22 protein-coding genes are annotated in these 25,542 nt (G+C 70.7%); 9 read left to right on the top strand and 13 right to left on the bottom strand.

Annotated features, from left to right (window positions below):
* Positions 1-4 precede the first annotated feature (4 nt).
* Together ACFLIM_RS14150 and ACFLIM_RS14145 are read left to right on the top strand one after the other, a co-directional pair.
* Complete coding sequence (locus ACFLIM_RS14150) at positions 5-673, top strand: amino acid ABC transporter permease (protein WP_393165265.1); 669 nt, start codon at positions 5-7, stop codon at positions 671-673.
* Positions 674-701: 28 nt separating this feature from the next.
* Positions 702-1,496: an amino acid ABC transporter permease gene (locus tag ACFLIM_RS14145; RefSeq protein ID WP_393165263.1), complete on the top strand. Its 795-nt coding sequence runs from the start codon at positions 702-704 to the stop codon at positions 1,494-1,496.
* Between the two features lie 13 nt (positions 1,497-1,509).
* Here ACFLIM_RS14145 and ACFLIM_RS14140 read toward each other — a convergent pair whose 3' ends face one another.
* From ACFLIM_RS14140 to ACFLIM_RS14125, 4 genes are all read right to left on the bottom strand, one after another.
* Positions 1,510-2,055, bottom strand: a complete 546-nt coding sequence (locus ACFLIM_RS14140) for a hypothetical protein (protein ID WP_393165261.1) — start codon at positions 2,053-2,055, stop codon at positions 1,510-1,512.
* A 157-nt stretch (positions 2,056-2,212) separates the two neighbouring features.
* Positions 2,213-3,568 (bottom strand): SLC13 family permease, encoded by a 1,356-nt coding sequence (locus ACFLIM_RS14135; RefSeq protein WP_393165259.1) that lies wholly within the window; start codon positions 3,566-3,568, stop codon positions 2,213-2,215.
* A 26-nt stretch (positions 3,569-3,594) separates the two neighbouring features.
* Positions 3,595-6,363 (bottom strand): FAD-binding and (Fe-S)-binding domain-containing protein, encoded by a 2,769-nt coding sequence (locus tag ACFLIM_RS14130; RefSeq protein ID WP_393165257.1) that lies wholly within the window; start codon positions 6,361-6,363, stop codon positions 3,595-3,597.
* Entirely contained in the window at positions 6,360-7,499 is a 1,140-nt protein-coding gene (locus tag ACFLIM_RS14125; RefSeq protein WP_393165255.1) for a pyridoxal-phosphate-dependent aminotransferase family protein, read from the bottom strand. Before ACFLIM_RS14125 ends, ACFLIM_RS14130 begins: the two co-directional genes overlap by 4 nt.
* An 89-nt stretch (positions 7,500-7,588) precedes the next feature.
* On the opposite strand from ACFLIM_RS14125, the gene ACFLIM_RS14120 reads away from it, so the two are divergent.
* Together ACFLIM_RS14120 and ACFLIM_RS14115 are read left to right on the top strand one after the other, a co-directional pair.
* Positions 7,589-8,299: an IclR family transcriptional regulator gene (locus ACFLIM_RS14120; RefSeq protein WP_393165253.1), complete on the top strand. Its 711-nt coding sequence runs from the start codon at positions 7,589-7,591 to the stop codon at positions 8,297-8,299.
* A gap of 123 nt (positions 8,300-8,422) precedes the next feature.
* Entirely contained in the window at positions 8,423-11,407 is a 2,985-nt protein-coding gene (locus ACFLIM_RS14115) for a DUF7824 domain-containing protein (protein ID WP_393165251.1), read from the top strand.
* A 46-nt stretch (positions 11,408-11,453) separates the two neighbouring features.
* On the opposite strand, the gene ACFLIM_RS14110 is transcribed toward ACFLIM_RS14115, so the two are convergent.
* On the bottom strand, positions 11,454-12,788 hold the full coding sequence (locus ACFLIM_RS14110; protein ID WP_393165249.1) for an amidase: 1,335 nt from the start codon (positions 12,786-12,788) through the stop codon (positions 11,454-11,456).
* Between the two features lie 178 nt (positions 12,789-12,966).
* Here ACFLIM_RS14110 and ACFLIM_RS14105 point away from each other — a divergent pair, with 178 nt between their 5' ends.
* On the top strand, positions 12,967-14,292 hold the full coding sequence (locus tag ACFLIM_RS14105) for an MFS transporter (protein WP_393165247.1): 1,326 nt from the start codon (positions 12,967-12,969) through the stop codon (positions 14,290-14,292).
* Here ACFLIM_RS14105 and ACFLIM_RS14100 read toward each other — a convergent pair.
* Genes ACFLIM_RS14100 through ACFLIM_RS14075 form a run of 6 tightly spaced genes read right to left on the bottom strand, consistent with a single transcriptional unit; the run spans position 14,289 to position 19,320 of the window.
* On the bottom strand, positions 14,289-14,954 hold the full coding sequence (locus ACFLIM_RS14100; RefSeq protein WP_393165246.1) for a GntR family transcriptional regulator: 666 nt from the start codon (positions 14,952-14,954) through the stop codon (positions 14,289-14,291). The genes ACFLIM_RS14105 and ACFLIM_RS14100 overlap by 4 nt on opposite strands.
* Positions 14,955-15,005: 51 nt before the next feature.
* Complete coding sequence (locus ACFLIM_RS14095) at positions 15,006-15,776, bottom strand: fumarylacetoacetate hydrolase family protein (protein ID WP_393165245.1); 771 nt, start codon at positions 15,774-15,776, stop codon at positions 15,006-15,008.
* A 9-nt stretch (positions 15,777-15,785) separates the two neighbouring features.
* A complete protein-coding gene (locus tag ACFLIM_RS14090; RefSeq protein ID WP_393165244.1) occupies positions 15,786-16,805 on the bottom strand; it encodes an ABC transporter substrate-binding protein in 1,020 nt (339 codons plus the stop codon).
* A gap of 15 nt (positions 16,806-16,820) precedes the next feature.
* Positions 16,821-17,672, bottom strand: coding sequence for an ABC transporter permease (locus ACFLIM_RS14085; protein ID WP_393165242.1), 852 nt, complete (start codon positions 17,670-17,672; stop codon positions 16,821-16,823).
* Positions 17,669-18,517: an ABC transporter permease gene (locus ACFLIM_RS14080; protein ID WP_393165241.1), complete on the bottom strand. Its 849-nt coding sequence runs from the start codon at positions 18,515-18,517 to the stop codon at positions 17,669-17,671. The genes ACFLIM_RS14085 and ACFLIM_RS14080 overlap by 4 nt, the downstream gene beginning before the upstream one ends.
* Positions 18,514-19,320 (bottom strand): ABC transporter ATP-binding protein, encoded by an 807-nt coding sequence (locus ACFLIM_RS14075; RefSeq protein WP_393165240.1) that lies wholly within the window; start codon positions 19,318-19,320, stop codon positions 18,514-18,516. Before ACFLIM_RS14075 ends, ACFLIM_RS14080 begins: the two co-directional genes overlap by 4 nt.
* Before the next feature lie 244 nt (positions 19,321-19,564).
* On the opposite strand from ACFLIM_RS14075, the gene ACFLIM_RS14070 reads away from it, so the two are divergent.
* The 3 genes from ACFLIM_RS14070 (at position 19,565) to ACFLIM_RS14065 (ending at position 22,263) form a co-directional block, all read left to right on the top strand.
* The gene (locus tag ACFLIM_RS14070; RefSeq protein WP_393165238.1) at positions 19,565-20,929 is read left to right on the top strand and encodes an L-lactate MFS transporter; all 1,365 of its coding nucleotides are present in this window, start codon (positions 19,565-19,567) and stop codon (positions 20,927-20,929) included.
* Positions 20,926-21,030: an MFS transporter small subunit gene (locus tag ACFLIM_RS50360; protein ID WP_449291472.1), complete on the top strand. Its 105-nt coding sequence runs from the start codon at positions 20,926-20,928 to the stop codon at positions 21,028-21,030. The genes ACFLIM_RS14070 and ACFLIM_RS50360 overlap by 4 nt, the downstream gene beginning before the upstream one ends.
* Before the next feature lie 201 nt (positions 21,031-21,231).
* Positions 21,232-22,263 carry an aldo/keto reductase gene (locus tag ACFLIM_RS14065; protein WP_393165237.1) on the top strand — a complete coding sequence of 344 codons (1,032 nt, stop codon included), beginning with the start codon at positions 21,232-21,234 and terminating at the stop codon, positions 22,261-22,263.
* Positions 22,264-22,339: 76 nt separating this feature from the next.
* Here ACFLIM_RS14065 and ACFLIM_RS14060 read toward each other — a convergent pair whose 3' ends face one another.
* Together ACFLIM_RS14060 and ACFLIM_RS14055 are read right to left on the bottom strand one after the other, a co-directional pair.
* On the bottom strand, positions 22,340-23,359 hold the full coding sequence (locus ACFLIM_RS14060) for a hypothetical protein (protein WP_393165235.1): 1,020 nt from the start codon (positions 23,357-23,359) through the stop codon (positions 22,340-22,342).
* Positions 23,360-23,362: 3 nt separating this feature from the next.
* Positions 23,363-24,055, bottom strand: coding sequence for a DivIVA domain-containing protein (locus ACFLIM_RS14055; protein WP_393165233.1), 693 nt, complete (start codon positions 24,053-24,055; stop codon positions 23,363-23,365).
* 257 nt (positions 24,056-24,312) lie between these two features.
* On the opposite strand from ACFLIM_RS14055, the gene ACFLIM_RS14050 reads away from it, so the two are divergent.
* The gene (locus ACFLIM_RS14050) at positions 24,313-25,512 is read left to right on the top strand and encodes a cytochrome P450 (protein WP_393165232.1); all 1,200 of its coding nucleotides are present in this window, start codon (positions 24,313-24,315) and stop codon (positions 25,510-25,512) included.
* The last annotated feature ends 30 nt before the right edge of the window (positions 25,513-25,542 follow it).

Genomic DNA, 25,542 nt, shown 5'->3' with positions numbered 1-25,542 from the left:
TCGCATGGACGCGTTGCTGCTCGAACGCGACACCATCCTCGCCGCGTTCTGGATGACGGTACGCCTGACGGCGGTCAGCGCGCTCGGCTCCCTGGTGCTGGGCACGCTGCTGACCGCCATGCGGGTCGCCCCGCTGACCACCCTGCGCGGCGCCGCGAGCGTCTACGTGGCCGTGGCCCGCAACACGCCGCTCACCCTGGTGCTGCTGTTCACCGGCCTGGGCATCGGGGCGAACCTGGGAGTGGAGCTCTCCGACGACATCGCGACCAACAACTTCTGGCTCGCCTCCATCGGGCTGACGGCCTACACGTCGGCGTTCGTCTGCGAGGCCCTGCGGTCCGGGCTCAACACGGTGCCGGTCGGCCAGGCGGAGGCGGCCAGGTCGCTGGGGCTCGGGTTCGTCAAGACGCTCGGGCTGATCACGCTGCCGCAGGCCTTCCGCGCCGTGGTGGCGCCGCTGGGCAGCATCCTGATCGCGCTGACCAAGAACACCACGATCGCGCTCGTGGTGGGCGTGAGCGAGGCGTCCGTGCGGATGCGCGAGATGATCGAGACGTACGGGGACCAGGTCATCGAGATCTTTCTGGGGTTCGCCGCCGGGTTCGTGCTGCTGTGCCTGCCGATGGGGCTGGTGTTCGGCTGGTTGTCACGCCGGATGGCGGTGACCAGATGAGCTACGCGATCTTCCTGGTGGTGACGAGATGAGCTTCGCGAACCTTTACGAGCGGCCGGGGCCGCGTGGGATCCGGCGCAACCGGGTGCTGGCGGTGGCCGTCGCGGCCGCGCTGCTGGCGCTGGCGTACCTGGTCTACGTGCGCTTCGACGAGAAGGACCAGTGGGCGGCGAGCAAGTGGACGCCGCTGCTGCGCGGCGACGTCTGGGCCACGTTCATCCTGCCAGGGCTGGTGGGAACCCTGTCCGCGGCGGTGGCCGGGGTGGTGCTGGCCGGGCTGTTCGGGCTCGTGTTCGCGACCGCCCGGATGTCCGACCACCGGTGGATCCGGGTGCCCGCGGCCATGGTGGTGGAGTTCTTCAGGTCCGTGCCCCTCCTTCTGCTGATCTTCTTCGCGTTCTTCGGCTCGTTCGCCCTCCTGGGGGTGAACATCTCGGCGTTTTCGGCGGTGGTCTTCGGGCTCACGCTCTACAACGGGTCGGTGATCGCGGAGATCGTCCGGGCCGGGGTGGTGAGCCTGCCGAGGGGGCAGAGCGAGGCGGCGTACGCGATGGGCATGCGCAAGGGCCAGGTGATGCGGCTCGTCCTGCTGCCGCAGGCGCTGCGGGCCATGACGCCGGTCCTGGTCAGCCAGTTCGTGGTGCTGCTGAAGGACTCGGCGCTGGGGCTCATCGTGGGCTACGACGAGCTGGTGGACCGGGGCCTGAACGGGATCGCGGCCAACTTCTCGAACGTCATCCCGGCGGCGATCCTCATCGCGGCCATCTTCATCCTGATCAACCTCTCCCTGGACCGCCTGGCCCAGCGCCTGAGCCTGCGCTGACTGGCGGCGGGCGTCAGGCGCTGCCGTCGGGAACTCGGTCGAGCCGCTGGTACAGGCCGTACACGAAGCGGGCGCGGTAGGCCGTGCCGTCGTGGGCGAAGTCGACCGCCCAATGGTGCGGGGCACCACCCTCACATTGGGCGGCCCCTGGGAAACTGGTGACGACGTCGCCGACGACGCACCCCCAAGGCGTCAGATCGGCGAAGGCCATTGCCGCATCGCCGCGGGGACGGACGAACCACTGGTTCCACACCTCGCCACCGGGTCCGGCCAGGACCTCGAACTCCAGGCCCGGCCAGGCCGGCAGGGCCCAGCGGCGCACGCCGCAGGTCAGGCTCCCGATCGGCGTCACACCCTGGTAGGACGGCGGGCCGAGCACCCTCCGCAATCCGGCCCGCCCCCTGCTGGCATGCACGATCCTCGTCCAATGGGTGTGCGCGGCGCGCAGTTCGGCCCAGGACGCGCCCATGTTCTTGAGCGCGTCTTCCACCTGTTCCGCGTTGAGGTCCCGCATCCGGTGCATCAACGACAGCTCGAACTCCCGGATCCCGAATCCCATGCCAGCCAGCTTGCCAGACCCCCGCACGTCTACCACCGGTGATGACAGCGTCTGTGCGACTACGGATGTAGTGCGGGCCGGGAATCTACGACGATTGACCGTCCCCGCAGGCGCGAACCCGCCCGTCCCCAGCCGCTGCCGGGTCCCGCACCTCGTGCTAGCCGAGCCAGCCCGGTGCCACCAGGACGGCCCAGGCCGCGAGGGGACCGGCCACGACGATCACTCCGCCGTACGCCAGCAACCTGCGGTAGAACGCGTCCCGGTCCATGCCCCGGACGTTGGCCACGAGCAGCGCCCCCGTCGTGGAGAACGGGCTGACGTCCACGATGGCCGACGACACCGACAGCGCCGCGATCATCGCGATCGGGCCCAGGGTGCCCTGGTTCAGCAGGGGCACGGCCAGCGGCACCAGGGCGCCCAGGATGCCCACGGTCGAGGCGAAGGCCGACACGACGCCGCCCACGTAGCAGATGAGCAGCGCCACCAGCAGCGGGATGCCGATCGCCGCCACCGAGGAGCCGACGTAGTCGACGGTGCCGATCTCCTGCAGCACGCCCACGTACGTGACGACACCGCAGATCAGCAGCACGGTCGGCCAGGCGACCTTCTCCACGGCGCCCTTGTTGGTCTTGGGGGAGGTGAGCGAGAGCACGACGGCGACGCTGACGGCGGTCAGGCCCACGTCGAGCTTGAACGCCAGCACGGCCACGCAGAGCGCGACGATGCCGGTCAGCGTCAGCGCCTGGTGCGCGGTGAGCCGCAGGCCGCCGCCGTCGACACCGGTCTCGGGGGCTTTGGTGTCGGGGGCGACCGCGGTGGTGACCGTGCCTCCGGACGCGGCCGAACCCGAGCCCTCTGTGGAGGTCGCCTCGGGAGCGCCTTCCTGGCTCGGGGTGATGGCGCCGCGGCTCACCAGCTGACGGCCGCCGAAGATGAAGAAGACGATCGCCGCCGCGGCCGTGTTGAACGCGAAGCTCGACAGGAACAACACCAGGTTGTCACCGGGCAGGTTCGCGTCCCGCGTCACGCCGTTCACGATCCCGCCGAGCACGCTGATCGGCGAGAACGCGCCCGCCTGCGTGCCGTGCGCCACCATGAGCCCGATCAGCATCGGGTGGATCCGGTAGTCGGCCGCGAAGCCGAACGCGATGGGCGCCAGGATCGCCGCCACCGCCGGAGCAGGCGCGCCCACGGCCGTCAGCAGGGCCGAGATGGCGAACACGACCGGCGGGATGGCGGCGATCCGCCCCCGGACCAGGTGCACGGCAGCTCGTACGAGCCAGTCGACCGTGCCGTTGTTGGTCGCGATCGCGAACAGGAGCGTCACCCCGACGAGGATCACGAACAGGCTGCCGGGGAACGCCCCCAGGATGTCGTCGGTGCTCATGCCGGCGGCCAGCGTACCGACGAGGAAGGCGCCGACGAGGGCCAGCGCTCCCAGGTTCACCGGGAAGACGGTGGCGACGAGGAACATGGCGATGAGGGCGAGAATGGACAGGAGCTCTGCGGACACTGCTAACTCCGATCTCCCCCGAGCGTTTATGGCAGGCCGGCGGCCCAATGGATGAGCTCGACCGGATGGCGGGCAACGCGTCCCGCGCCGTGGGCGATCTGCTGACGGCACGAGACCCCCGTGGCCGCCAGCAGGGTGTCGGGCGAGGATGCGGCGATCGCCGGGAAGAGCCGGAGACCGCCGATCTTCATGGACAGGTCGTAGTGCTCGGCCTCGAAGCCGAACGATCCGGCCATGCCGCAGCAGCCGGCGTCGAGCTCTTCCACCTCCGCTCCGGGGATCCTGGACAGCAGCGCCCGCGTGGCCGCGGTGCCGACGACGGCTTTCTCGTGGCAGTGGCCGTGCAGGAGGATCCTGCGCCCGCTCAACGCGTCGCCCAGCACCAGTGAGCCGTCGTCGATCGCCTCCGTGAGCAGCTCGGGCACGAGCCTGGCGCGGGCCGCCACCGCCGCCACCCGGGAGTCGCCGGGGAGCAGGGCGGCGTACTCGTCCTTGAGCGTGAGCAGGCAGGACGGCTCCAGGCCGACGATCGGGGCGTCCGAACGGCTCAGCCTGCCGACCATCGCCTCGGCCATCGTGCGCGCCTGGTCCAGGAGGCCCTTGGAGATGCTGGAGCGGCCGCAGCAGCCTTCGGACGCCAGGTTCACCCGGTAGCCCGCGCGTTCCAGCAGCTCGACGGCGGCCCGCCCGATGCCGGGCTCGCTGTAGGTGGTGAAGGAGTCGGCCAGCAGGATGACCTCCCGGCCCGCCTTTTCCGGCCTGGCTGCGTACCAGCGGATGAGGTTGTCGCGTCGGAAGCGGGGGAGGGGTCGCTTCCGGCTCAGGCCGAGCGGGCCGCGGGTGGCGCCGGCGAGCCAGTTCGACAGCGGCGCGGTGGCCGAGCCGAGCCGGTTGAGCGTCCTGATCGCGCCGAACAGGCGCGAGCGCAGCGGTACGCCGTGCATCTCCTGATACTGGTGGAGGAACTCGCTCTTCAGCGCCGCCATGTCCACCCCCAGCGGGCACTCCGACTGGCACGCCTTGCACTCCAGGCACAGGTCGAGGATCCCGTGCAGCCGCTCGTCTCCCAGCGCCTGCCGGGGATCGTCCGTAGAGAGCGCCTTGACCAGGGCGTTGGCCCGGCCGCGGGTGGAGTGCTCCTCCTCGCGGGTGGCCATGTACGAGGGGCACATGACGCCCGTGTCGTCCTTGCGGCAGACGCCGACGTTCATGCACCGGTCGGCGGCTGCGTGCATGCCTCCGGCGAATGTCAGGGTGGTGCGCAGTGGGCGCGGCTCGGGCGCCGCCGGATCGCGCAGGTGCACCGTCATCGGCGGCGCGTCGACGATCTTGCCGGGGTTCAGCAGGCCGCTCGGGTCGAAGATCCGCTTGACCTGCCGCATCGCCTCGTAGATCTCGTCACCGAACAACCGCCGGTTGAACTCGGACCTGGCCAGCCCGTCGCCGTGCTCGCTGGAGTTCACGCCGCCGTGCCGGGCGGCCAGCTCGGCGACCTCCTCGGCGACCGCGCGCATCGTGCTGATCTCGCCGGGTACACGCAGGTCCACGAACGGGCGGATGTGCAGGCAGCCGACCGAGCAGTGCCCGTAGAACCCCGCGCGCAGGCCGTGGCGGTCGAGGATCTCCGCGAACTCCTCGACGTACGGCAGCAGCCGGTCCGGCGGCACCGCCGTGTCCTCCACGAACGCCAGCGGCCTGCGACTGCCCACACTGGAGGCCATCAGCAGGCCGAGCCCGGCCTTGCGCACCTTGAGCACGGCCGCCTGCTGCTCCGCGGTGACGGCCCGGAGGGTGTGGTAGCCGTGGCCGTTCGACTTCCAGGTGGCGGCGAGCTTGTCCACGCGGTCGGCCACCTCGGCCGGGCCGTCGCCGAAGAACTCGACGAACAGCAGCGCCTCGGGATCGCCCTCCAGGATGTCGCCGAGCCCGGCGTAGTCGACGCGCTGCTTGGACAGGTCGAGGATGGCCTTGTCCAGGAGCTCGACCGAGGCGGCGCCGAAGGAGAGCGCGTCCGCGGTGGCCGCGACGGCGGCCGCGGTGGAGGTAAAGTGGCCGACGGCGATGGCCTTGGCCCGCGGCCGGTCCACCAGCGCGACCGTGGCCTCGGTGACGACGGCCAGCGTGCCTTCCGAGCCGACGATCAGCTTCGTGAGGTCGGGCAGGCCGCGGGCGGCGAGGTCGAGGCGGTAGCCGCCCGAGTGGCGCCAGAACCGCGGGAACCCCGTCAGATCGAGCCCTCCCAGGACGTCGCCCACCGCGGCGTTCAGCCGGGAATCGGTGGCCAGGTCGGGCGTGGTGGCGTCGGCGAGCACCACGCGCAGCGCCTCGACGTGGTCGACCGTCGACCCGTACAGCACCGAGTGGCTGCCCGCCGAGTTGTTGCCGATCATCCCGCCGATCGTGGCCCTGTTGCTGGTCGAGGTGTCCGGCCCGAACATCAGCCCGTGCTTGCGGGCCGCCCGGTTGAGCTGGTCCTGCACCACGCCCGGCTGCACCCTGGCGGATCTGCCGTCGATCTCCAGGATCCGGTTCATGTGCCGGGAGAAGTCGACGATCACCGCCGCCCCCACCGTCTGCCCGGCCAGGCTGGTGCCCGCGCCGCGCGGCAGCACCGGCACGCCCAGCTCGCCGCACGCCACCACCAGTGCCTGGACGTCGTCGGCATGCCGGGGGAAGGCGACGGCGAGGGGCTCGATCGCGTACATGCTGGCGTCGGAGGCGTACAGGTGCCTGGTGTACGGATCGTCCCGCACGTCCCCGCCGATCAGCGGTGACAGCGTCCGCGCCAGGCTCATCCGGCCTCCTCCAGGTACGCCAGCGCCGCACGTACCCCGCCGTCCTTGATCGGCACCCCGGCCCCGCTCAGCCCCATCTCGACCCCGCTCAGCGTGCCCGCGAGCATCAGGTCGTTGAAATGACCGAGGTGCCCGATCCGGAACACACGACCCGCGAGCCGCCCGAGCCCGGTGCCGAGGGACATGTCGTACCGCTCCAGGATGAGCCGCCTGACCTCGTCGGCGTCGTGCCCGTCGGGCATCAGCACCGCAGTGAGCGAGCTGGAGTGTTCGCGCTCGTCGGCGCAGAGCACCTCGAGCCCCCAGGCCCGTACGGCCCGCCGCGTCGCCTCGGCGTGCCGGTCGTGCCGGGCGAAGACCGCGGCCAGGCCCTCCTCGGCCAGCAGGTCGAGCGCCGCGCGCAGGCCGTACAGGAGGTTGGTCGGGGGTGTGTACGGGAAGAAGCCCTGGCGGTTGGCCGCGATGATCGGCTCCCAGTCCCAGTACGAGCGGGGCAGCCGGCCCCGGTGCGCCAGCGCCTTCGGGCTGACCGCGTTGAAGCCGATGCCGGGCGGCAGCATGAGGCCCTTCTGGGAGCAGCCGACGGTCACGTCCACGCCCCACTCGTCGTGGCGGTAGACCATCGAGCCCAGCGACGAGATCGTGTCCACCAGCAGCAGCGCCGGATGCCCGGTCCGGTCGATGGCCGCGCGGATCTCCGGGATCCGGCTGCGTACGCCGGTCGAGGTCTCGTTGTGCACCACCATGACCGCGGCGTGGCCGGCGGTGAGGAGGTCGGCGATCGCGTCCGGGTCGGCGCCGTGCCGCCAGTCGCCGGGGACCAGGTCGACGACCAGCCCGAGCCGGGTGGCCATGTCGCACCACAACGTGGAGAAGTGCCCGGTCTCGAACGCCAGCACCCTGTCGCCCGGCGACAGCGTGTTGACCAGCGCCGCCTCCCAGGCCCCCGTGCCCGACGACGGGTAGACGATCACGTGGTGGCGGGTCTGGAAGACGTCCTTCAGCCGTTCGAGCAGTTCGGTCGCCAGCCGGGCGAAGGCCGGACCGCGGTGGTCGATCGTGGGCTGGGCGATGGCGCGCAGCACCCGGTCGGGAACGTTGGTCGGACCGGGGATCTGCAGGAAGTGGCGGCCCACTGTCGTCGACTCCTCCGTGCCATCACACGGCACGGCGTGCCGTGGTGCGGTTCATTAACATTAGAATCGGTCCGCAGAGGAGTCAATGCATGCAGAACGTGATCAACGCCCTCCGAGTGCTCGAAGAGGTCGCCATCCGGCAGCCCGCCGGGGTCGGCGAGCTGGCCCGCGAGTTGCGACTGCCCAAGAGCACGGTGCAGCGCTCGCTGAAGACGCTGCACGAAGCCGGGTGGATCAGGCCCGCGGGGGGCACGGTCACGCGCTGGCAGGTCACCAGCAAGGCGCTCCAGGTCGGCCGCCGGGCCGAGCTCGGCCTGCGGGACGCGGCGATGCCGGTCATGGAGGAGCTGCGCCAGCGCACCGGCGAGACGATCCACCTGATGGTGCCGGAGGGCGACGCGGTGGTCCTGATCGAGCGGCTGGAGACCGACAAGCCGCTGCGCATCGTGTTGCCGCTCGGGATTCGGCTGCCGCTGCACGCCTCGGCCAACGGCAAGGCCGTGCTCGCTCACCTGGGGCGCCCGTTAGCCGAGCTGCCCTCGTACACGGAGACCACGATCACCGACCCGGCCAGGCTCCGGGCCGAACTGGAAGCGGTCCACCTGCGTGGCTACGCGGACAACCGGGGCGAATGGCGCTCCGACATCGCCGCCGTGGCCGCCGCCGTCCTGGGCCCCGACGGCCCGGTGGCCAGCCTCAGCATCTCCATGCCGGCCAGCCGCATGCCGGAAGAGCTCCGAGTCGAGTACGGCAAGCTGGTCACCCAGGCAGCTCGAACCTTGACCGACTCCCTCGGCTGATCGGCCACGGATTTGTCGTAGACGATCTCTAGTGTCCTTCGCATGACGACAGCCGAGCGTTCCCACGCCGCACCCCCTGCCGACAGCCGCGCTCTCCCCCCACGGCCTGGCGGAGGCGATCGTGTGAGCGGCTGGGAGAGCGTGCGGGAGGCCATCGACAGCGGCGACGCCTCGCGGGTGGCGGACGAGGTGCTGCGGCTCGACGAGACGGGGCGCCGTGAGGTGGCCCACGAGCTGCCCGGCCACATCGGCACAGCCAGAAAGACGGCCCACGAACGCTACGACCGGCAGGAGGCCGAGGCCAACGCGGCCGAGGAGCGGGCCAGGGAGGAGTTCGTCCGGGTCGAGATGGCCAGGGGCGCCTCCATCGACGACGCGCACGAGAGGTGGTGGACGGGGGGCAACCACTATCACTACGCACACCGGGCCGATTGGGGGCGGCGCGACAACTGGATCGAGCCCATGCGGGTCGCGGGCGCGGGCACGCTGGGCGGTGCGGCGGCGGTGACCACGTGGCTCTACCGGCGCGACTTCGCCCGCTGGGGGGCGGTGATCGACCCCGATCCGCTGCTGCGGGTCATCGCCGCGCGCCCGCCCGAGTGGCAGGCCGACCTCGCCGTACGCCTGGCACGGCGCCTGCGCGGCACCCGGGCGCAGGCCAGGGACGACAGCGCGGCCCTGGCGCTGGAGTTGCTGCGCCGCACCGGAGCCGTCCCGCCCGAGCATGAGCCGCTCGTGGTCGCCTGGGTGTCCACCCCGCCCGACCTGGAGCACGACCCGCTGGCCGAGCACCTGGTGCCGCGGATCTTCGAGGCGGAGGGCGTGGGCCGGGTGCTGCGCGACGACCGGCTCGACCTGCCGGAGTGCGCCGCGAACCGGCATTCCTGGCAGCGCTCCCTGCGCGACCTGGCCGACGCGGGCAAGGTCGGCCGGGAGCTGCTGGTGGACGGCTGCGTACGCCGGTTCCTGCGCGGCGGCAGCGCCACCGACCTGCGCTTCTTCGCTCGCCTGCACGACCTGCTCGATCCGGCGCCCAGTCCGGAGCGCTCCCGCGACTACCTGCGGCTGCTGTCCGCCGCACCGGGCCCGGTGGCCGAGCTGGCCCTCCGCCAACTGCGCCGCATAGGCAAGCCGGCAGGCGAAACGGCCGAGAGCGGTGGAGGCGGGCTGAGCGGTGAGGAGGTCAACGAGGCGGTGACGGCGCTGCTGTTCCGCGCCGAGGGCAAGCTGGTGCGCGCCGGCCTGAGCTGGCTCGACCAGGCCGCCCGCGACGCCGGTGACGACCTCGACCACCTGGCGCCCGCGCTCGCGTCGGCGTTCCTGTGCGAGTCGTACGAGGTCCAGGAGCGCTCGGTCCGCCTGGCCGTCAGGCACGCACGTCGCTTTTCGCCCGTCGGCGCCGAGGCCGTGCGAGAGGCGGCGAGCGTCCTGCCCGCGGACCTGGCGGCGCGGCTGTCGCAGGCGTACGGCGAGGTGGGCGTATCGCCGGTGGAGACCGAGGCGTTCGAGGCCGTCCCGCTCCCATCATTCGAGGCGCCCGCCCACGAGCCGTTCCCCCCGGCGATCGGCAACCTGGCCGGCACCTACAACCATCTCCACCACGACTTCGCCTTCGAACGCTGGCTCGACGGCTTCGTCCGCGACCCCGGGGCCAGGGAGTCCCCGCCAGGCCAGACCAAGCTCTACGAGCTGCGCGAATGGCCGCATCTCGAACAATGGACCGAGGCGCTGCTGCGGGAGGACGCCGACCCCGGCCAGGAGCCGCCCGTCCCCGAGCCAGGGCACCCCAAACGCGTTCTCGCCCGCAGCAACGAGGGTGATTTCGAGGCCGGCGTCGCCCACCTGACCCCGGGCATGCGCGACAACCTCGGCGCGAGTCTCTCCGCGCTGGGCCTTCCCTTTCGCGACAACGAGCACTCCGCGGCGGGCTCGCCGGCCGAAGGGGAGATCGTCGGCTTGGTGAAGATGTACAGCAGCCGGAGATCTCCGCGGAAGGAGCCGGAGCAGCCGCGTGACCGGCTGCCCAACCAGCGCTCCGTCTCGCCGCCGCACTGGGCCATGCTGCTGCGCTGCGCCGAGATCCATGCCGCGCTGAAGGCCGGGACGCTGCCCCCGTACCTGCTGGCCACCCCGACCCTCACCTCCGGCCACCTCGACCCGGCCGAGCTGGTCACCCGCCTGGAGGGCTACGAGCGGGCGGGCGTGGCGGCACTGCCCGCCGACCTGGGGCAGGCGCTGCTGCGCGTGCCGCGCGAGGTGGACCCTGACGTGACGGCCCGCGCCGGACGGCTGGCCTCCGAGGCGGGCGCCACGCTGGCGAGCTGGCTGAAGGAACGTCCCGAGCCCGCGATGCGCGTGGACTGGTCCCACGGCAACGGCGACTACACCCACGACCACCAGCCGGGAGAGCACAGTCCCCGGCTGCACCCGCGCATCCGGATGGAGCCGACGGGGCTGGCGCTGGTCGACGCGCTCCTGTCCGACCCGCCGTCCTCTCGTTGGGAGGAGCACGGCGGCTACATGCCGACCTGGCGGCTCCTGCTGCCCTCCGACCGGGAGGCGGTGGCCATGCACTTCCTGCCGCACCTGTTCTACGGCTGGGAACGGTCTGGCTACTTCCACCAGTACGTGACCGAGCTGTACTACCAGGACGGACCCGTGGGCGAAGGGCTGGCGCTGCTGATCGGCTGGCTGCTGGCCGAGCGCGGCTGGTTCCAGTCGGCCGAACGCGGCCACGAGCTGCTGCTGCGGGCCGCCGCCAGGGGCTGCCTGCCCGCTGTGGAGTGCGGGAGACAGCTCGGCCTGGCCCTGCGCAGGACCGAGATCAAGGTGGGCCAGGTGCGGTCGGCGCTGGAGGACTGCGCGAGGAAGGGCGCACACCGGGAGGTCTGGGAGATCATGACCGGCCTGCTGCCCGTCTTCCTGCCGGGGCCGGGCGAACGGGCGCACTCCGCCCACACCCAGGCGCTAACGTTCGCCGTCGAGGCCGCCACCTGGGCGGACGCACGCGGGACGATCCCCGTGGTCGCGGGGATCGCCGCACGCAAGGGGTCGAGCGGTTTCGTCCGCACGGCCCGCCACCTGCACGAGCAACTCGACCGGAAGTGAACACGGCAGCGCCGCCCTTCCGGCTCGACCCGGTGTGAGCAGGGCGTCAGGATCGGCGGGCGGTGGCGGCCTCGAAGAGTAGGAGCTCGCGGCCCGGGCGGCAGACGAGTTGCAGCCCGACCGGCAGGTCGTCCACTGTTCCGGCGGGCACGGTCAGCGCGGGGAGGCCGAGCACGTTCCACGGGCTGGTCAGCGCGAGCAGGGCGGCGCGCACGGCCACCGGCTCGCCGTTCAGCTCGGTCTCGCGCTGCTGGAGCAGGGGAGCGGTGAGCGGCACGGCCGGCAGCGCGATGACGTCATGGCCGTCGAACAACGTGCTGACCGCTTCGGCCAGCCGCGGCCGCTCGTCCATGGCCTGGACGTACCGCCAGCCGGGCAACTCCGCGGCGACCCGCAGGCGTTCGAGGACCTCCGGGTCGAACAACCCGTGCGCCTCCGCCAGACGGGTGGCGTGCACGGCCGCCGTCTCGCAACTCTGGATCACCGCGTACGTCTCCCGCAACGTCTCGGCGACCCCAGCAGGCAGCCGGACCTCCTCCTCAACCCCTGACACCGCGCGCACGGTGCTCGCCACCCGCGAGTCGCCCGCGAACAGTCCGGCGGGATCCAGCCAGGCCACCCGCGCCGGGGCGGTGTCCTCCCGGAGCTGGGCCGAGGTCAGGCAGCGGTAGGCGAGCAGGCAGTCGCGTTCGTCACCCGCGAGCACGCCGACGTGGTCGAGCGTGCGCGACAGGGGGAAGACGCCGTCCGCCGGGATCGCCCCGTAAGCGGGCTTGAACCCGGCGATCCCGCACAGAGCGGCCGGGATGCGGACGGAGCCGCCCGTGTCCGTGCCCAGCGCCAGCGGCACCATGCCCGCCGCCACGGCGGCCGCACTGCCGCCGCTGGAGCCGCCCGTCATGCGCGCCGGGTCCCAGGGGTTGCGCGACGGGCCGGTGGCGGAGCGGTCGCCGGTGGGACCGTACGCGAACTCGTGCGTCGTGGTCTTGCCGACGATGACGGCTCCGGCGCGGCGTAACCGCGTCACGCACTCGGCGTCGGCGTCCGGGAGATGATCGGCGAAGTGCCGTGACCCCATGGTCGCCGGGAGCCCTGCGACCTCGATGAGATCCTTCACCCCGACCGGCACGCCGTGCAGCGGGCCGCGGTCGACGCCGCCGGCCAGTTCGTCGTCCGCCCGCCGCGCCGCGGCCAGCGCCCCGTCGGCGTCCACGGTCACGAACGCGTTGAGCTGCGGATCGAGCTCGGCGATGGCGTCGAGTGCCTGCTTGACCAGCTCGGTCGAGCTGGTCCGCCCCTCGCGCAGGTCCTGGGCGAGGCCGGTAACGGTACGGCCGGTGAAAGGGCCGGGGGAGAGCGGCATGGGGTCCTTTCCGCGCATTACGACATTCGGAGCAGATCCACTGAATACCACCCCGGTGGCCGAGTGCGACGTTAGCGGATGCCATCCCCGGCTGGTACCGGCGTCTCGGCTTCACACAGCTGGTCTCAGCCTGGTGACCGTCGATGATGCATCATGTACCGTCGCGGGAAAGGCGCGACCTACCGAGGAGCGGTAGATGGTTGAGCAGCAGCGACTCGACGCGACAGGTGAGCAGAAGAGACGGCAGCTGGTCCGGGCGGTGATCGCCTCCGCCGTGGGGACCTCGATCGAATGGTACGACTTCTTCCTGTACGGCTTCGCCGCCAGCACGATCTTCGCGGGGCTGTTCTTCCCGACGAACGACCCGACGACGGGTCTCCTGCTGGCCCTCGGCACCTACTTCGGCGGATTCGCCGCCCGCCCGATCGGCGCGGCGATCTTCGGCCACTACGGCGACCGCATCGGCCGCAAGGCCACCCTGATCATCACCCTGCTGAGCATGGGCATCGCCACCGCACTCGTCGGCCTGGTGCCCACTTACGACCAGATCGGCATCTGGGGCGGCATCCTGCTGACTGTCCTGCGCCTGCTCCAGGGCATCAGCGTCGGCGGCGAATGGGGCGGGTCGGTGCTGCTCGCCACCGAGTGGGGCAAGTCGCGCGGCGGGCGGCGCGGCTTCCTCGGCAGCTGGCCGCAGTTCGGCGTCCCCGTCGGCCTCGTGCTCGGCTATCTGGCCCTGCAGGTGTTCCAGCCGCTCGACCCCTACTGGGGCTGGCGCATCCCGTTCCTGCTCAGCATCGTGATGGCGGCGATCGGCCTCTACATCAGGCTCGGCATCCTGGAGACGCCGGTCTTCACCAAGGTCCTGGCGGAGAACCGGGTCGAGCGCGTCCCCGTGCGCGAGGTCATCGTCAGGAACTGGCGGGAGATCGTGCTCAGCGCGCTGCTCCGCACCGGGCAGCAGGCGCCGTTCTACATCTTCACCGTCTTCATCCTGACCTACGCCACCAAGACCCTGGGCTTCCAGGCGAGCGACGTCTACCTGTACGTCATCGTCGCGGGCATCGTCTCGCTGTTCACCGTGCCGTTCTGGGGCTACATCTCCGACATCTGGGGCCGCAGACGCCTCTACATCGTGGGCGCCCTCGCCATGGCGGTCTGGTCGTTCGTCTACTGGCCGCTGCTGGACACCCGCGCGCCCGCGCTGGTCTTCCTGGCGATCGTGCTGGCCGCGCCCATCCACGACATCCAGTACGGCCCGCAGGCCACGTTCATCGCCGAGAGCTTCACCGGCCGGCTGCGCTACAGCGGCGCCTCGCTCGGCTACCAGCTGGCCTCGGTGACGGCGGGCGGGCCGGCGCCACTGATCGCCGTCTGGTTGCTCGCCACCTACCAGAGCTCGTTCGCCATCGCCGTCTACATGGCGATCTGCGCCCTGATCAGCGTGGTCGCCGCGGTCGCGCTGAAGGACCGCTCGCACCAGGACTACGCGGTCGAGTACGACGAGGCCCAGCCCACCTAAGGACTGTCGAGGCGCTCGATCGCGGCCATGGTCGAGTTGAGGTGCCGCAACACGATCTCCACCGCGGTCTCCGGCTGCCGCTTCCTGAAGGCGGTCACGAGGTCGCGGTGGTCGCGGTTGGCCTCCCGCATGCGCGTGCCCTCCTGCCCGCGGATGGACAGGCCGACGTAGACGGCGGCGCCGTCGCGCAGGCCTGTGAGTATCGCGCACAGGCGGGGCGAACGCGCCGCGTCGGTGAGCACGGCGTGGAACCGCCGGTTGAGCTCCACCCACTGCCCGGGGTCGCGCTCCTCCTCCATGAGCTGCTGCAACCGGGTGGCCCGCTCCACCTCCTCGTCCGTGGCACGGCCCACGGCCTTGCGGATCGACACGGGCTCCAGCATGCGGCGCAGCTCGTAGATCTCCTGGACCTCGGACATGTCGAGCTCGCGGATGATCGCGCCCTTGTGCGCGTCGATCCTGACCAGGCCCTCGCCCGCGAGGTCGCGCAGCGCCTCGCGGACGGGGGTGGTGCTGACCTTGAGCTGGGCGGCGATGTCGGCCTGCACGAGACGGCAACCGGTCGGCAGGTCGCCGCCGAGGATCGCCCGTCGCAGCGTCTCGTAGACGAAGGCGTGCGCGGTGCGCGCGGGCGGGCCGGGCTTGAGCACGACGGTCGTCACACCAGCAACTATATGGTGCACGATGCAGGACTCGATGGACGCCGCCCGATGTCACGGCGTTTCGGCCACCACCGGATTGGTGAGTTCGCCGAGCCCTTCGACGGCCACCGTGATCGTGTCGCCGGGCTTGACCGGGCGCACGCCGGGCGGTGTGCCCGTCATGATGACGTCGCCGGGCTCCAGCCGGGAGAAGGCCGAGACGTAGGCGATGAGGGTGGGGATGTCGAAGAGGAAGTCGCGCGTGCGGCCGTCCTGGCGCAGCTCGCCGCTCACCGTGCAGGTCACTCGTACGTCCGAGGGGTCGAACTCGGTGTCCACCCACGGCCCGAGCGGGCAGAAGGTGTCGAAGCCCTTGCCGCGCGTCCACTGCGGGTCGCTCTTCTGCAGGTCGCGGGCGGTGACGTCGTTACCGATGGTGTAGCCGTACACGATGGACATGGCGTCCTCGGCCGGAACGCGGCGGCCCGGGCGGCCGATCACGACGACGAGCTCGGCCTCGGGGTCGAGCCGCCCCGACAACGACGGGTAGACCACCTCGTCGCCGGGCCCGACGATCGAGGACGGCGGCTTGAGGAAGATCAGCGGCTCCTTGGGCACCGGGTTGCCGAACTCGGCCGCGTGGTCGGCGTAGTTGCGGCCCACGCAGACGATCTTGCTCGGGGTGGCGGGGGCGCGCAGCCGTACCCCGTCGAGGGTTCCCGCGGGGGCGCCGGGGCGCAGCCCGCCGGAGTAGGGGTCGCCGTCGGCCGCGCGGACCGTGCCGTCGGGGTCGAGCACCCCCCATCGGACCGTGCCTTCCGCGTCGTACCGGATGATGCGCATCGTGCTCCTTCAGCAGCCGTTGTAGTCGTTGGTCCACAGGCGGCCCTCGGCCGCGTCCGCCTTGTCCTCGAGGATCTTGAGTCTGAGCATGACGTCGAGTGTGCGCTGGACGACCGCACCGTCGAAGCAGCCCTTGTCGGACAGCGCGGAGGACATCGCCCGGACCGTGCGCAGCACCGTGGCCTTGTCGGTGCTGCCGAGGTCGTCCAGGATCTGGCCGGCCACCGCGTCCGGCTGTTCCTTGACCTTCCTGGTCGCCTGTGTGAGCACGCGGCTGAAGGCGGCCGCGGTGGCGGCGTTGTCCTGGGCCCACTGCCGCGACGTCGCCCAGGCGGTGTAGTCGAACTTGTCGAGCTCCGGCACCTCGCCCTTGGGCCCGTCGATGAGGACCACGCCGAAGCCCTTCTCCGCGGCGACGTACGGCGTCGGCGGCGATAGGTGGTAGGCGTCGATCTGGCCCTTCTCCAGCGCGGCCAGCAGCGCGGAGCCGCCGCCGAGCGGCACGATCTCGACGTCGCGCTCCGGGTCGAGGCCGACGGAGCCCAGGTAGTAGCGCATGTACGTGTCGGTGGGGGAGCCCGGCGAGGTGATGCCGATCTTGAGGCCCTTGAGCGCGCTCAGCCGATCCTTCAGGGGCGAGGCCGCGGTCACCTTCTTGCTGTCGGCCACCTCCTTGCGCATGACGAGCGTAAGGGTCACCCGGTTCAGGATGTCGTGTGCCATGACAACCGAGTCGTCGCCTGCTTTGTTCAGCTCGGCGAGGTCCTCGAACCCGATGTCGGCGTACTGGGCCTGGCCCGAGGCCAGCGCGGCCACGCTGTCGTTGCCGCTCTCCACCTCCACGATCTCGACCGTGAGCCCTTCCTTGGCGAACAGGCCGTCGTCCTTGGCGACGTACAACGCCGACAGGAACACGTTCGGCGCGGACGCGATCGTGATCTTCTTCGGCGCACCCGCGTCCCCCCCGCCCGCGCAGCCGCTCGCCGCCAGCAGAAGCGCGCCGATCGCCGCTAACCTGGCCCTCCTCATATCGACCTCCTCAGATCACAGGGTGTCGCCGCCGCGGAGCCTGACCTCCGGCCGCCAGCGCAACACGCGGGACAGGGGCCGCAGGGACATGGACAGGAGCAGGACGATCGCGGCCAGCACGATCGTCCCCGCGATGACCCCCGCCGTCTGGTAGCGCCCGGCCGCCGCCCTGGTCAGGTAGCCGATGCCGCGGTTGGACGCGATGAACTCACCGACCACCGCGCCGATCATCGCGGCGGGCAGGGTGATGCGCAGGGCCGCGAGGATGTACGGCAGCGCGCCCGGCAACAACACGGACCGCATCGTCGCCCACCGGCTGCCGCCCATGACGCGGGTGACGTCGAGCAGCCCCTGCGGCACCTGCCTGATGCCCTCGACGGTGTTGACGAAGACCACGAAGAACACGAAGTACGCGGCCAGCACGATCTTCGGCGCCAGCCCGATCCCGAACCAGAGGATGAACACCGGCCCCAGCGCCACCGCCGGAATCGAGTACGCGATGAGGAAGTACGGCTCCACCACCCGGTATGCCACCCGCCGCAACGCCAGCGGCCAGGCCAGCACGACCCCGAGCGCCGCTCCGATGAGGAACCCCAGCCCGCTCGAGGTGAGCGTGAACCGCGCGTGGAACCAGAAGTCGGCCGAGCCGAACCAGTCGAGCAACCGCTCGGCCACGGCCTGCGGGGTGCTGACGAAGAAGGGCCGCACGAGGGTGCCGGAGACGAGGTCCCAGACGACGATGGCGCCGACGGCGATGCCGACCCTGCCCACCCACACGACCGCCCGCCGTCCCTGCCTCCGCCGCGCCCCGCGCCGCCGCACCCGGTCCAGGACCTGCTCACCGATCTGCTCACTGGGATCGCTCATCCGCGCGGCCTCTCCGTGCTCCACGGCAGCGCCCGCGCCTCGACGGCCCGGATCGCGGCGTTGACCAGCATGACCAGCGCGGCCACGACGACGATCCCGGCGAAGACGGTCGCGGTCTCGAACTGGCGCGACGAGCGCACGATGAGGAAGCCGAGCCCCTGCGTCGCGGCGATGAACTCGCCCAGGATCGCGCCCACCATGGCCCGCGAGAACGTCAGCCGGACGCTCGCCACGACCGCGGGCGCGGCCCCGGGCAGCACGATGGTACGGACGAGCGTCGCCCCGCGCGCCCCGAGCACCCGCGAGACCTCCACCAGTCCCGGACTGATGCCGCGCACCCCGGCCATCGTGTTGGCCAGCACGATCAGGAACACCATCAGCGCGGCCAGCAGGACCTTCGGCAGCAACCCGAGCCCGAACCACATGATGAACATCGGCGCCAGCGCGATCTTCGGGATCGAGTAGAAAGCGGCCAGGAACGGCCCGGCGATCTCGTCCAGCACGGGCACGGCCACCAGGAGCAGCGCCGCGGCGAGCCCCACCGCGATGCCGATGAGATAACCGGCGCCCGCCTCGGCCAGGGTGACACCGATGTGGCCCCACAGCCGGCCGTCGAGTGCCAGGTCCGCCAGCCGGGCCGCGACCTCGGACGGGCTGCTGACGTACCGGCGTTCGACGATCAGGCCGAGGCCGTACTCCCAGAACAGCAGCAGCGCGGCGCCGAGCAGCACGATCCCGCCGCGCACCCGCAGCCGCTCGCGGGCCGCGGCGGCGCGGTCGCGGGCGGCGGCCTCGGCGAGAACTCCCGCCGAGCTCCAAGCTTTGGACGCTTTGGACAGGGTCATGTCGCCGCGATCTCCATGCGGATGTCGTCCCACAACGCGTCGTAGAGTTGCCTGAACTGCGGCAGGTCGTGGATGTGGAAGACGTCCCTGGGGCGCGGCAGGCCCACCTCGTACTCGCGCTTGATGCGGCCCGGCGTGCAGGTGAACGTGAGGATCCGGTCGCTGAGCGCGATGGCCTCGACGAGGTCGTGGGTGACGAACAGGACCGTGGGGCGGCGCAGCTCCCACAGCTTGAGCAGCTCGTCCTGCAGGATGACCCGCGTCTGCGCGTCGAGCGGGCCGAACGGCTCGTCCATGAGGACGACGTCGCTGTCGTAGGCGAGCGTGCGCACGATGCCGGCCCGCTTGCGCATGCCGCCGGACAACTCGTGCGGGTAGTGGTCCTCGAAGCCGCCGAGCCCGACGAGCTGGATGAACTCCCTGGCGCGCCGGCGGCGCTCGTCCTTGGGCACGCGGCGCAGCTCGAGGCCGTATTCCACGTTGCGTAACATCGAGCGCCACGGCAGCAGGTTGTCGTCCTGGGTGATGTAGCCGACGTCGGTGTTCACCCCGGAGACCGGCCTGTCCTGGTAGACGACCTGCCCGGCGGACGGCTGGATCAGCCCGGCGAGCAGGTTGAGCACGGTGGACTTGCCGCAGCCGGACGGGCCGACCAGGCTGATGAACTCGCCGGGACGCGCGCCGAAGGTCACGTCCTCCAGGGCGAGCAGCGGCTGCGCGGAGCGGCCCCGCGGCACGAACGCCTTGTAGACCGCCTCCAGGCGGATGGCCTCTTCGAGTGGTGGTTTCTGGAGATCAACCATTCGATCAGCTCCATACCGGATACTGAAGATGGTAGACCGTCTACAGAGGAGATCAAGAGCGCGGACATCTCCGACGAGGCCCTGGTCGAGCTGGTCGACCAGGTTTTCCTGCCCATGGTGCGCCTCTGACCTGCGGGCGCCGTTCGTCGACAAGATCTGACCGCTTACCGTAAAGATCGCTAGCATCCCAGATACTGCATACCGTATGTGGTACCCGTGACACGTGGCAGACAGTACGAGGTTCGTGAGTCCCGCAGGATTCCTCAGCCGCTCCCGTACCGTGGCGGCGCCCACCTGGAGCCGGTGGCTGGTGCCGCCCGCGGCTCTGTCGGTGCACCTGGCGATCGGGCAGGCCTACGCGTGGAGCGTCTTCAAACCCCCGCTCGAGTCCGCACTCGGGCTTTCCGGCACCCAGAGCGCCCTGCCGTTCCAGCTCGGCATCGTCATGCTCGGCCTGTCGGCGGCCTTCGGCGGCACGCTCGTGGAGCGCAACGGGCCGCGGTGGGCCATGTTCGTGTCGATGACCTGCTTCTCCTCCGGCTTCCTGCTGTCCGCGCTGGGGGTGGCCACGCGGCAGTACTGGCTGGTCGTGCTCGGCTACGGATTCGTCGGCGGGATCGGGCTGGGCATCGGCTACATCTCGCCGGTGTCCACGTTGATCAAGTGGTTCCCCGACCGGCCGGGCATGGCCACCGGCATCGCGATCATGGGGTTCGGCGGCGGAGCGCTCATCGCCTCGCCGTGGTCGGCGCAGATGCTGGACTCGTTCGGCACGAGTACGACCGGGATCGCCACGACCTTCCTCGTACACGGCGTGGTCTACGCGGTCTTCATGTCCATGGGAGTGCTGCTCGTACGGGTGCCGCCGGACGGCTGGACGCCGAAGGGCTGGCAGCCGCCCGCCGTCGCGGCCCGGCCGCTGATCACCACGGCCGACGTCTCCGCGAGCAACGCGATCCGCACCCCGCAGTTCTACTTCCTGTGGGTGGTGCTGTGCTGCAACGTCACCGCGGGCATCGGGATCCTGGAGAAGGCCGCGCCGATGATCAGGGACTTCTTCTCCGGTACGGCCACGCCGGTCGCGGTGGGAGCGGCGGCGGGCTTCGTCGCGCTGCTGTCACTGGCGAACATGACCGGCCGGTTCGTCTGGTCGTCCACCTCCGACCTGATCGGGCGCAAGAACATGTACCGCGTCTACCTGGGCGTCGGCGCGCTGCTCTACCTCGCGATCGCGCTGCTGGGGGACAACTCCAAGCCGCTGTTCATCGTGTGCGCGCTGGGGATCCTGTCCTTCTACGGCGGCGGGTTCGCGACGGTTCCGGCCTACCTTAAGGATCTGTTCGGCACCTACCAGGTCGGCGCGATCCACGGCCGCCTGCTCACCGCCTGGTCCACCGCGGGCGTGCTGGGTCCGCTGATCATCAACGCGATCGCCGACTCGCAGAAGGCCGCCGGGCGGTCCGGGCCCGACCTCTACACGACGTCGCTGTTCATCATGATCGGGCTGCTCGCGGTGGGCTTCCTCGCCAACGAGCTGATCCGGCCGGTGCACGACAGGTACCACGAGCGGCGCGCGGCGCCGGTGGCGGAGAAGGGACAGGTGCGATGAACCGGCATGCCGGTCTGATGGCGCTGGCGTGGGCCTGGGTCGGGCTGCCCTTCGCGTACGGCGTGTACGAGCTGTTCCTGAAGCTCGCCCAGCTGTTCTGACTCAGACCAGCCCGACCATGAAACCCTCATCACGCACCCCCAGGTACACCGCCGGCCGGAACTGCCGCATCGCGTGCTCGATGACCGGGATGTACTTGCGTTCGTCATGCGCGAGCTGGGGCTCACGCCAGTAACGGAACGATAGTCCCGTTAGTAAGCTATGCTCCTTAACGGAATGATTGACCCGTTAAGGAGCAAGTCATGGAATATCGGCAATTGGGGGCGTCCGGGCTCAAGGTTCCGGCGTTGAGTTTCGGCGCGGGGACGTTCGCGGGTAAGGGCGAGTTGTTCGGCGCTTGGGGCACCACCGACGTGGCGGAGGCCAGGCGGCTGGTGGACATCTCGCTCGACGCGGGGGTCACCATGTTCGACACCGCCGACGTCTACTCCGACGGCGCGTCCGAGCAGGTGCTGGGCGAGGCGATCAAGGGACGCCGGGACCGGGTGCTCATCTCGACCAAGGCCGGGCTGCCCATGGGCGACGGCCCGGACGGCGCGGGCACCTCGCGATCCCGGCTGATCAAGGTGGTGGACGACGCGCTGCGCCGACTGGGCACCGGCCACATCGACCTGTTCCAGCTGCACGCCTTCGACGCGGCGACCCCGGTGGAGGAGGTGTTGTCCACGCTCGACGACCTGGTCAGGGCCGGCAAGCTGCGCTACGTCGGGGTGTCGAACTTCTCCGGCTGGCAGCTCATGAAGTCGCTCGCCACCTCAGAGCGGTACGGCTACCCGCGTTACGTGGCCCACCAGGTCTACTACTCCCTGGTCGGCCGCGACTACGAGTGGGAGCTGTTGCCGCTCGGCCTCGACCAGGGCGTCGGCGCGCTGGTGTGGAGCCCGCTCGGCTGGGGCCGCCTCACCGGCCGGATCCGGCGCGGCCACCCGCTCCCCGAGGGCAGCAGGCTGCACCGGACCGCCGCCTTCGGCCCCCCGGTCGACGATGAGCACCTGTACACGGTGGTCGACGCCCTGGACGAGATCGCCAAGGAGACGGGCAGGTCCGTCCCGCAGGTCGCGCTGAACTGGCTGCTCCAGCGCCCGACCGTCTCCTCGGTCATCATCGGCGCCCGCAACGAGGAGCAACTGCGCGAGAACCTCGGCGCGATCGGCTGGCACCTCACCCGCGACCAGGTGGCCAGGCTCGACGCGGTCAGCACCACCACGGCCGCCTACCCGTACTTCCCGTACCGGCGCCAGGAGGGCTTCGCCCGCCTCAACCCGCCGATCTGAATCATTCGGAGCTTGCCCTCAGGAACCCACCGATTTCCAGCACCCGAGCCGCCGACGGTGACGGTGGACGGATGGCTCACTCCCTCCGGGCGCCCGGCTCGGAACGGTGCGGATGTGGCCGTCGTTTGCGCACTGTCGGCGACGGGGTGGGCTTGGGGCTGATGCGCGCGTGCGGCTCGTAGGCCGGTCGAGTCGGGCGGGTCGTCGTCGTGCCGAGGCTTTCCGATCTTTCGTTCGTACGGAGGCTTTCCGGCATTTCGTGGGTTTCGAGAGGTGCGTTGACCCACTGGAGGGTGCCGAGACCGGCGGCCACCGTGGCCGCCAGCGCCCCGGCGACGACCAGCTGGCGTCTGGGCAGGCGGCCCTCGCCCTCGTGGCGGGCCGCCAGGCGGAAGCCCACGATGGCGGTGCGCAACAACACCCCGGCCACGGAGCCGAGCAGGATCGGCACCGCCTGGCCCGGGATGGGGCTCACCTCGGCGATGACGACGCCGATGGCGGGACTGACGGCCGAGACCACCAACCAGGGCCACAACCGCTGCCGCGCCATGTCGAGCAGCGCGGCCAGCGCCAGACCCTCGCTCGCGGAGTGCACCATCAACGCGATGACCACGACGGCCGAGGCGGCCAGCGCCAGGGTCGCTCCCTCGACGGCACGGTGCACGGTCAGGGCCGTCGCGGCGCCCATCCCGCCGAACAGGGCGGCGCCCACCACTTCCTTGACCCGGCGGTGCAGGCCGGGAGCGTGCCTGCCGTACGTCATGGGCTTGGCATTGCCGTGCCCGTGGCCCTTGCGGGTGAAATAGGTGATGGCCAGAAAGCCGAAGGCGATGGAGGCGCCGACGATCCACAGGGGGACTCCGTATTCGGCGGCGTCCTGCCAGGCGTCGGGAAGGAGATCGGTCAGCGCGCTGACCAGCATCATCGCCGAGGCGACGGTCAGCCACACGGTCATCCGTTGCGAGGTGCGGCGGGCCAGCCACGCTCCGCCCAGCGTGGACAGTGAGACCAGACCCACGCCGAGCCACGCCTCGGCACCGGGCCTGCGGCCTTCGAGCACGGGGCCGATGGCCGATGTCCATGTCGTTGTGTGCACGGGTCAGCTCCTACTGCCGGGTTGAACGCCGTCGCCGGGCGGGTCGAAAGGCTGGGTGTCGGGGTCCGACGCGGCCGGCGGTGCGGTCCCGGCGAGAGGCTGCTGCCAGTCGGCGTCCATCTCGGTCAGGTCCGCCAGCAGCGAGCTGAGCTGCGTCATCTGGGCCTGCAACGTGTCCGCCACACGGTCGCGGTAGTCGCCGACCGATCGGTTGAGGGAGTCGAGCCGGCTCTCCAGGTCCTGCCGGCTGAGACTCAGGGCCTCACGTTCTCGCGCCACCTGGTCGAGGGCCTCGTTCATCACCGCCTCGGCCCGGTCGCGGGCCTGCTGCACGATGCGTTCGGCCTCCTTGTGGGCGGAGGCGATGGCGCGGCCGGCCGTCTCCTGCGCCAGGGCCACGATCCGGGCCGAATCGGCCCTCGACTGGGCATCCCCGGGGGACCGGCTTCGGGTGCGCAGTTCGGCGTTCTCGCGCAGGAGCACCCCGAGAGACGTCTCCACCTGGGCGAGGAAGGCGTCCACCTCGGCGAGGTCGTATCCCTCGCGCAGGCGTACCACGGTGAACACCTGGTTGCGGACGGCGGCCGCGTCCAGCACCGCCGCGGCGGTCCTGACGTACGGCGCGGCCTGGTCGTCGATCGTCTGGCCGTGTTCTTCGCCGGTGTGGTCTTGATGGGGCTGGTGTGCCAGGGACATGACAAACTCCAGTCGATTTCGGGCGGGCGGGTGTCGGCTGGGTGATGCGGGTTTTGGAGCTCTGAGAGACTTTCGTGATCTGATGCTTACGCTCAGTTGTTGTCTCGTTACTGTCCGCTTAAACGTGTGAAGCGTTCTTGAGGTGGACGGCCGCCCGGCGTGGTGCCACATAGGGGCCCGCTCCCGAAGCCCGCGGCGTCAAGTGATAGGTTACTATCGTTTAGACGGCTCGACAGGCGATCTGGTCAGGAGATGACATGACCGATTCTGTGGCATTGCCCCTCTACATGCGGCGCTCCGCGTTCGATCCGGATCCCGAGCTGGCGGCGGTGCGGGAGAAGGACGGAGTTCAGCGGCTGAGCACCATGTTCGGCATCGATGCCTGGATGGTGACCCGCTTCGCCGACGTCAGGGAGGTGCTCGGGGACTCCGGGCGGTTCAGCAACTCCGCCCACCAGGCGGGCATCCGGCCGCCGGGCGTGCCGCAGCTGAGCGACGAGCAGCTCAAGGCGATGCGGGCGGGCAACCTGCTGGCCTTCGACCCTCCAGAGCACACCCGGCTGCGCCGGATGTTGACGCCGGAGTTCACCATGCGCCGGATGCGCCGCCTGGAGCCGCGGATCAAGGACATCGTCGCCGAGCACCTCGACGCGATGGAGGCCGCGGGCCCGACGGTGGATCTGGTTCAGGCCTTCGCGCTGCCGATCCCGTCCCTGGTGATCTGCGAGCTGCTGGGCGTGCCTTACGGTGACAGGGACGACTTCCAGCGGCGTACCACCCGGATGCTCGACCTCTCGCTGCCCTTCGAGGAGCGGTCGGCGATGCAGCTGGAGTCCCGCGCCTACATGGCCGAGCTGGTCGCCCGCACCCAGGCCAAGCCGGGCGAGGACCTGCTCGGCATGCTCGTACGCGAGCACGGCGACGACCTGACGACCGACGAGCTCATCGGCATCGGCGGGCTGCTGCTGCTGGCCGGCCACGAGACCACCTCCAACATGCTCGGCATCGGCACCCTCGCCCTGCTGCGCCATCCCGACCAGCTGGAGCTGCTCAGGAAGGAGCCCGAGCGGATCAACGCCGCGGTGGAGGAGCTGCTGCGCTGGCTCAGCATCGTGCACACCGGCATGACCAGGTTCACCACCACCGAGGTTGAGTTGTCCGGCACCCGCATTCCGGCGGGCGAGCTGGTGGTGTGCGCGCTGCCCGCGGCCAACCGCGACCCGGCGCTCGTCTCCGACTCGGACCGGTTCGACATCAGCCGCGGCGACCTGGGGCATGTCGCCTTCGGCCACGGCGTGCACCACTGCCTGGGCGCGCCGCTGGCCAGGATGGAGATGCACATCGCCTTCTCCGCCCTGTTCGAGCGCTTCCCCGGCCTGCGCGAGGCCGGGCCCCAGGCCGAGTTCCGCTCCTTCCACTTCGTGTACGGGCTGAGCACCTTCCAGGTGGGCTGGTAAGCGCTCTTGTTCGGGCAAAAGTGACTGCTA

The sequence above is a fragment of the Nonomuraea marmarensis genome (assembly GCF_043197025.1).
Taxonomy (GTDB): Bacteria; Actinomycetota; Actinomycetes; order Streptosporangiales; family Streptosporangiaceae; genus Nonomuraea; species Nonomuraea marmarensis.
This window is presented reverse-complemented; position numbering and strand designations above follow the sequence as displayed.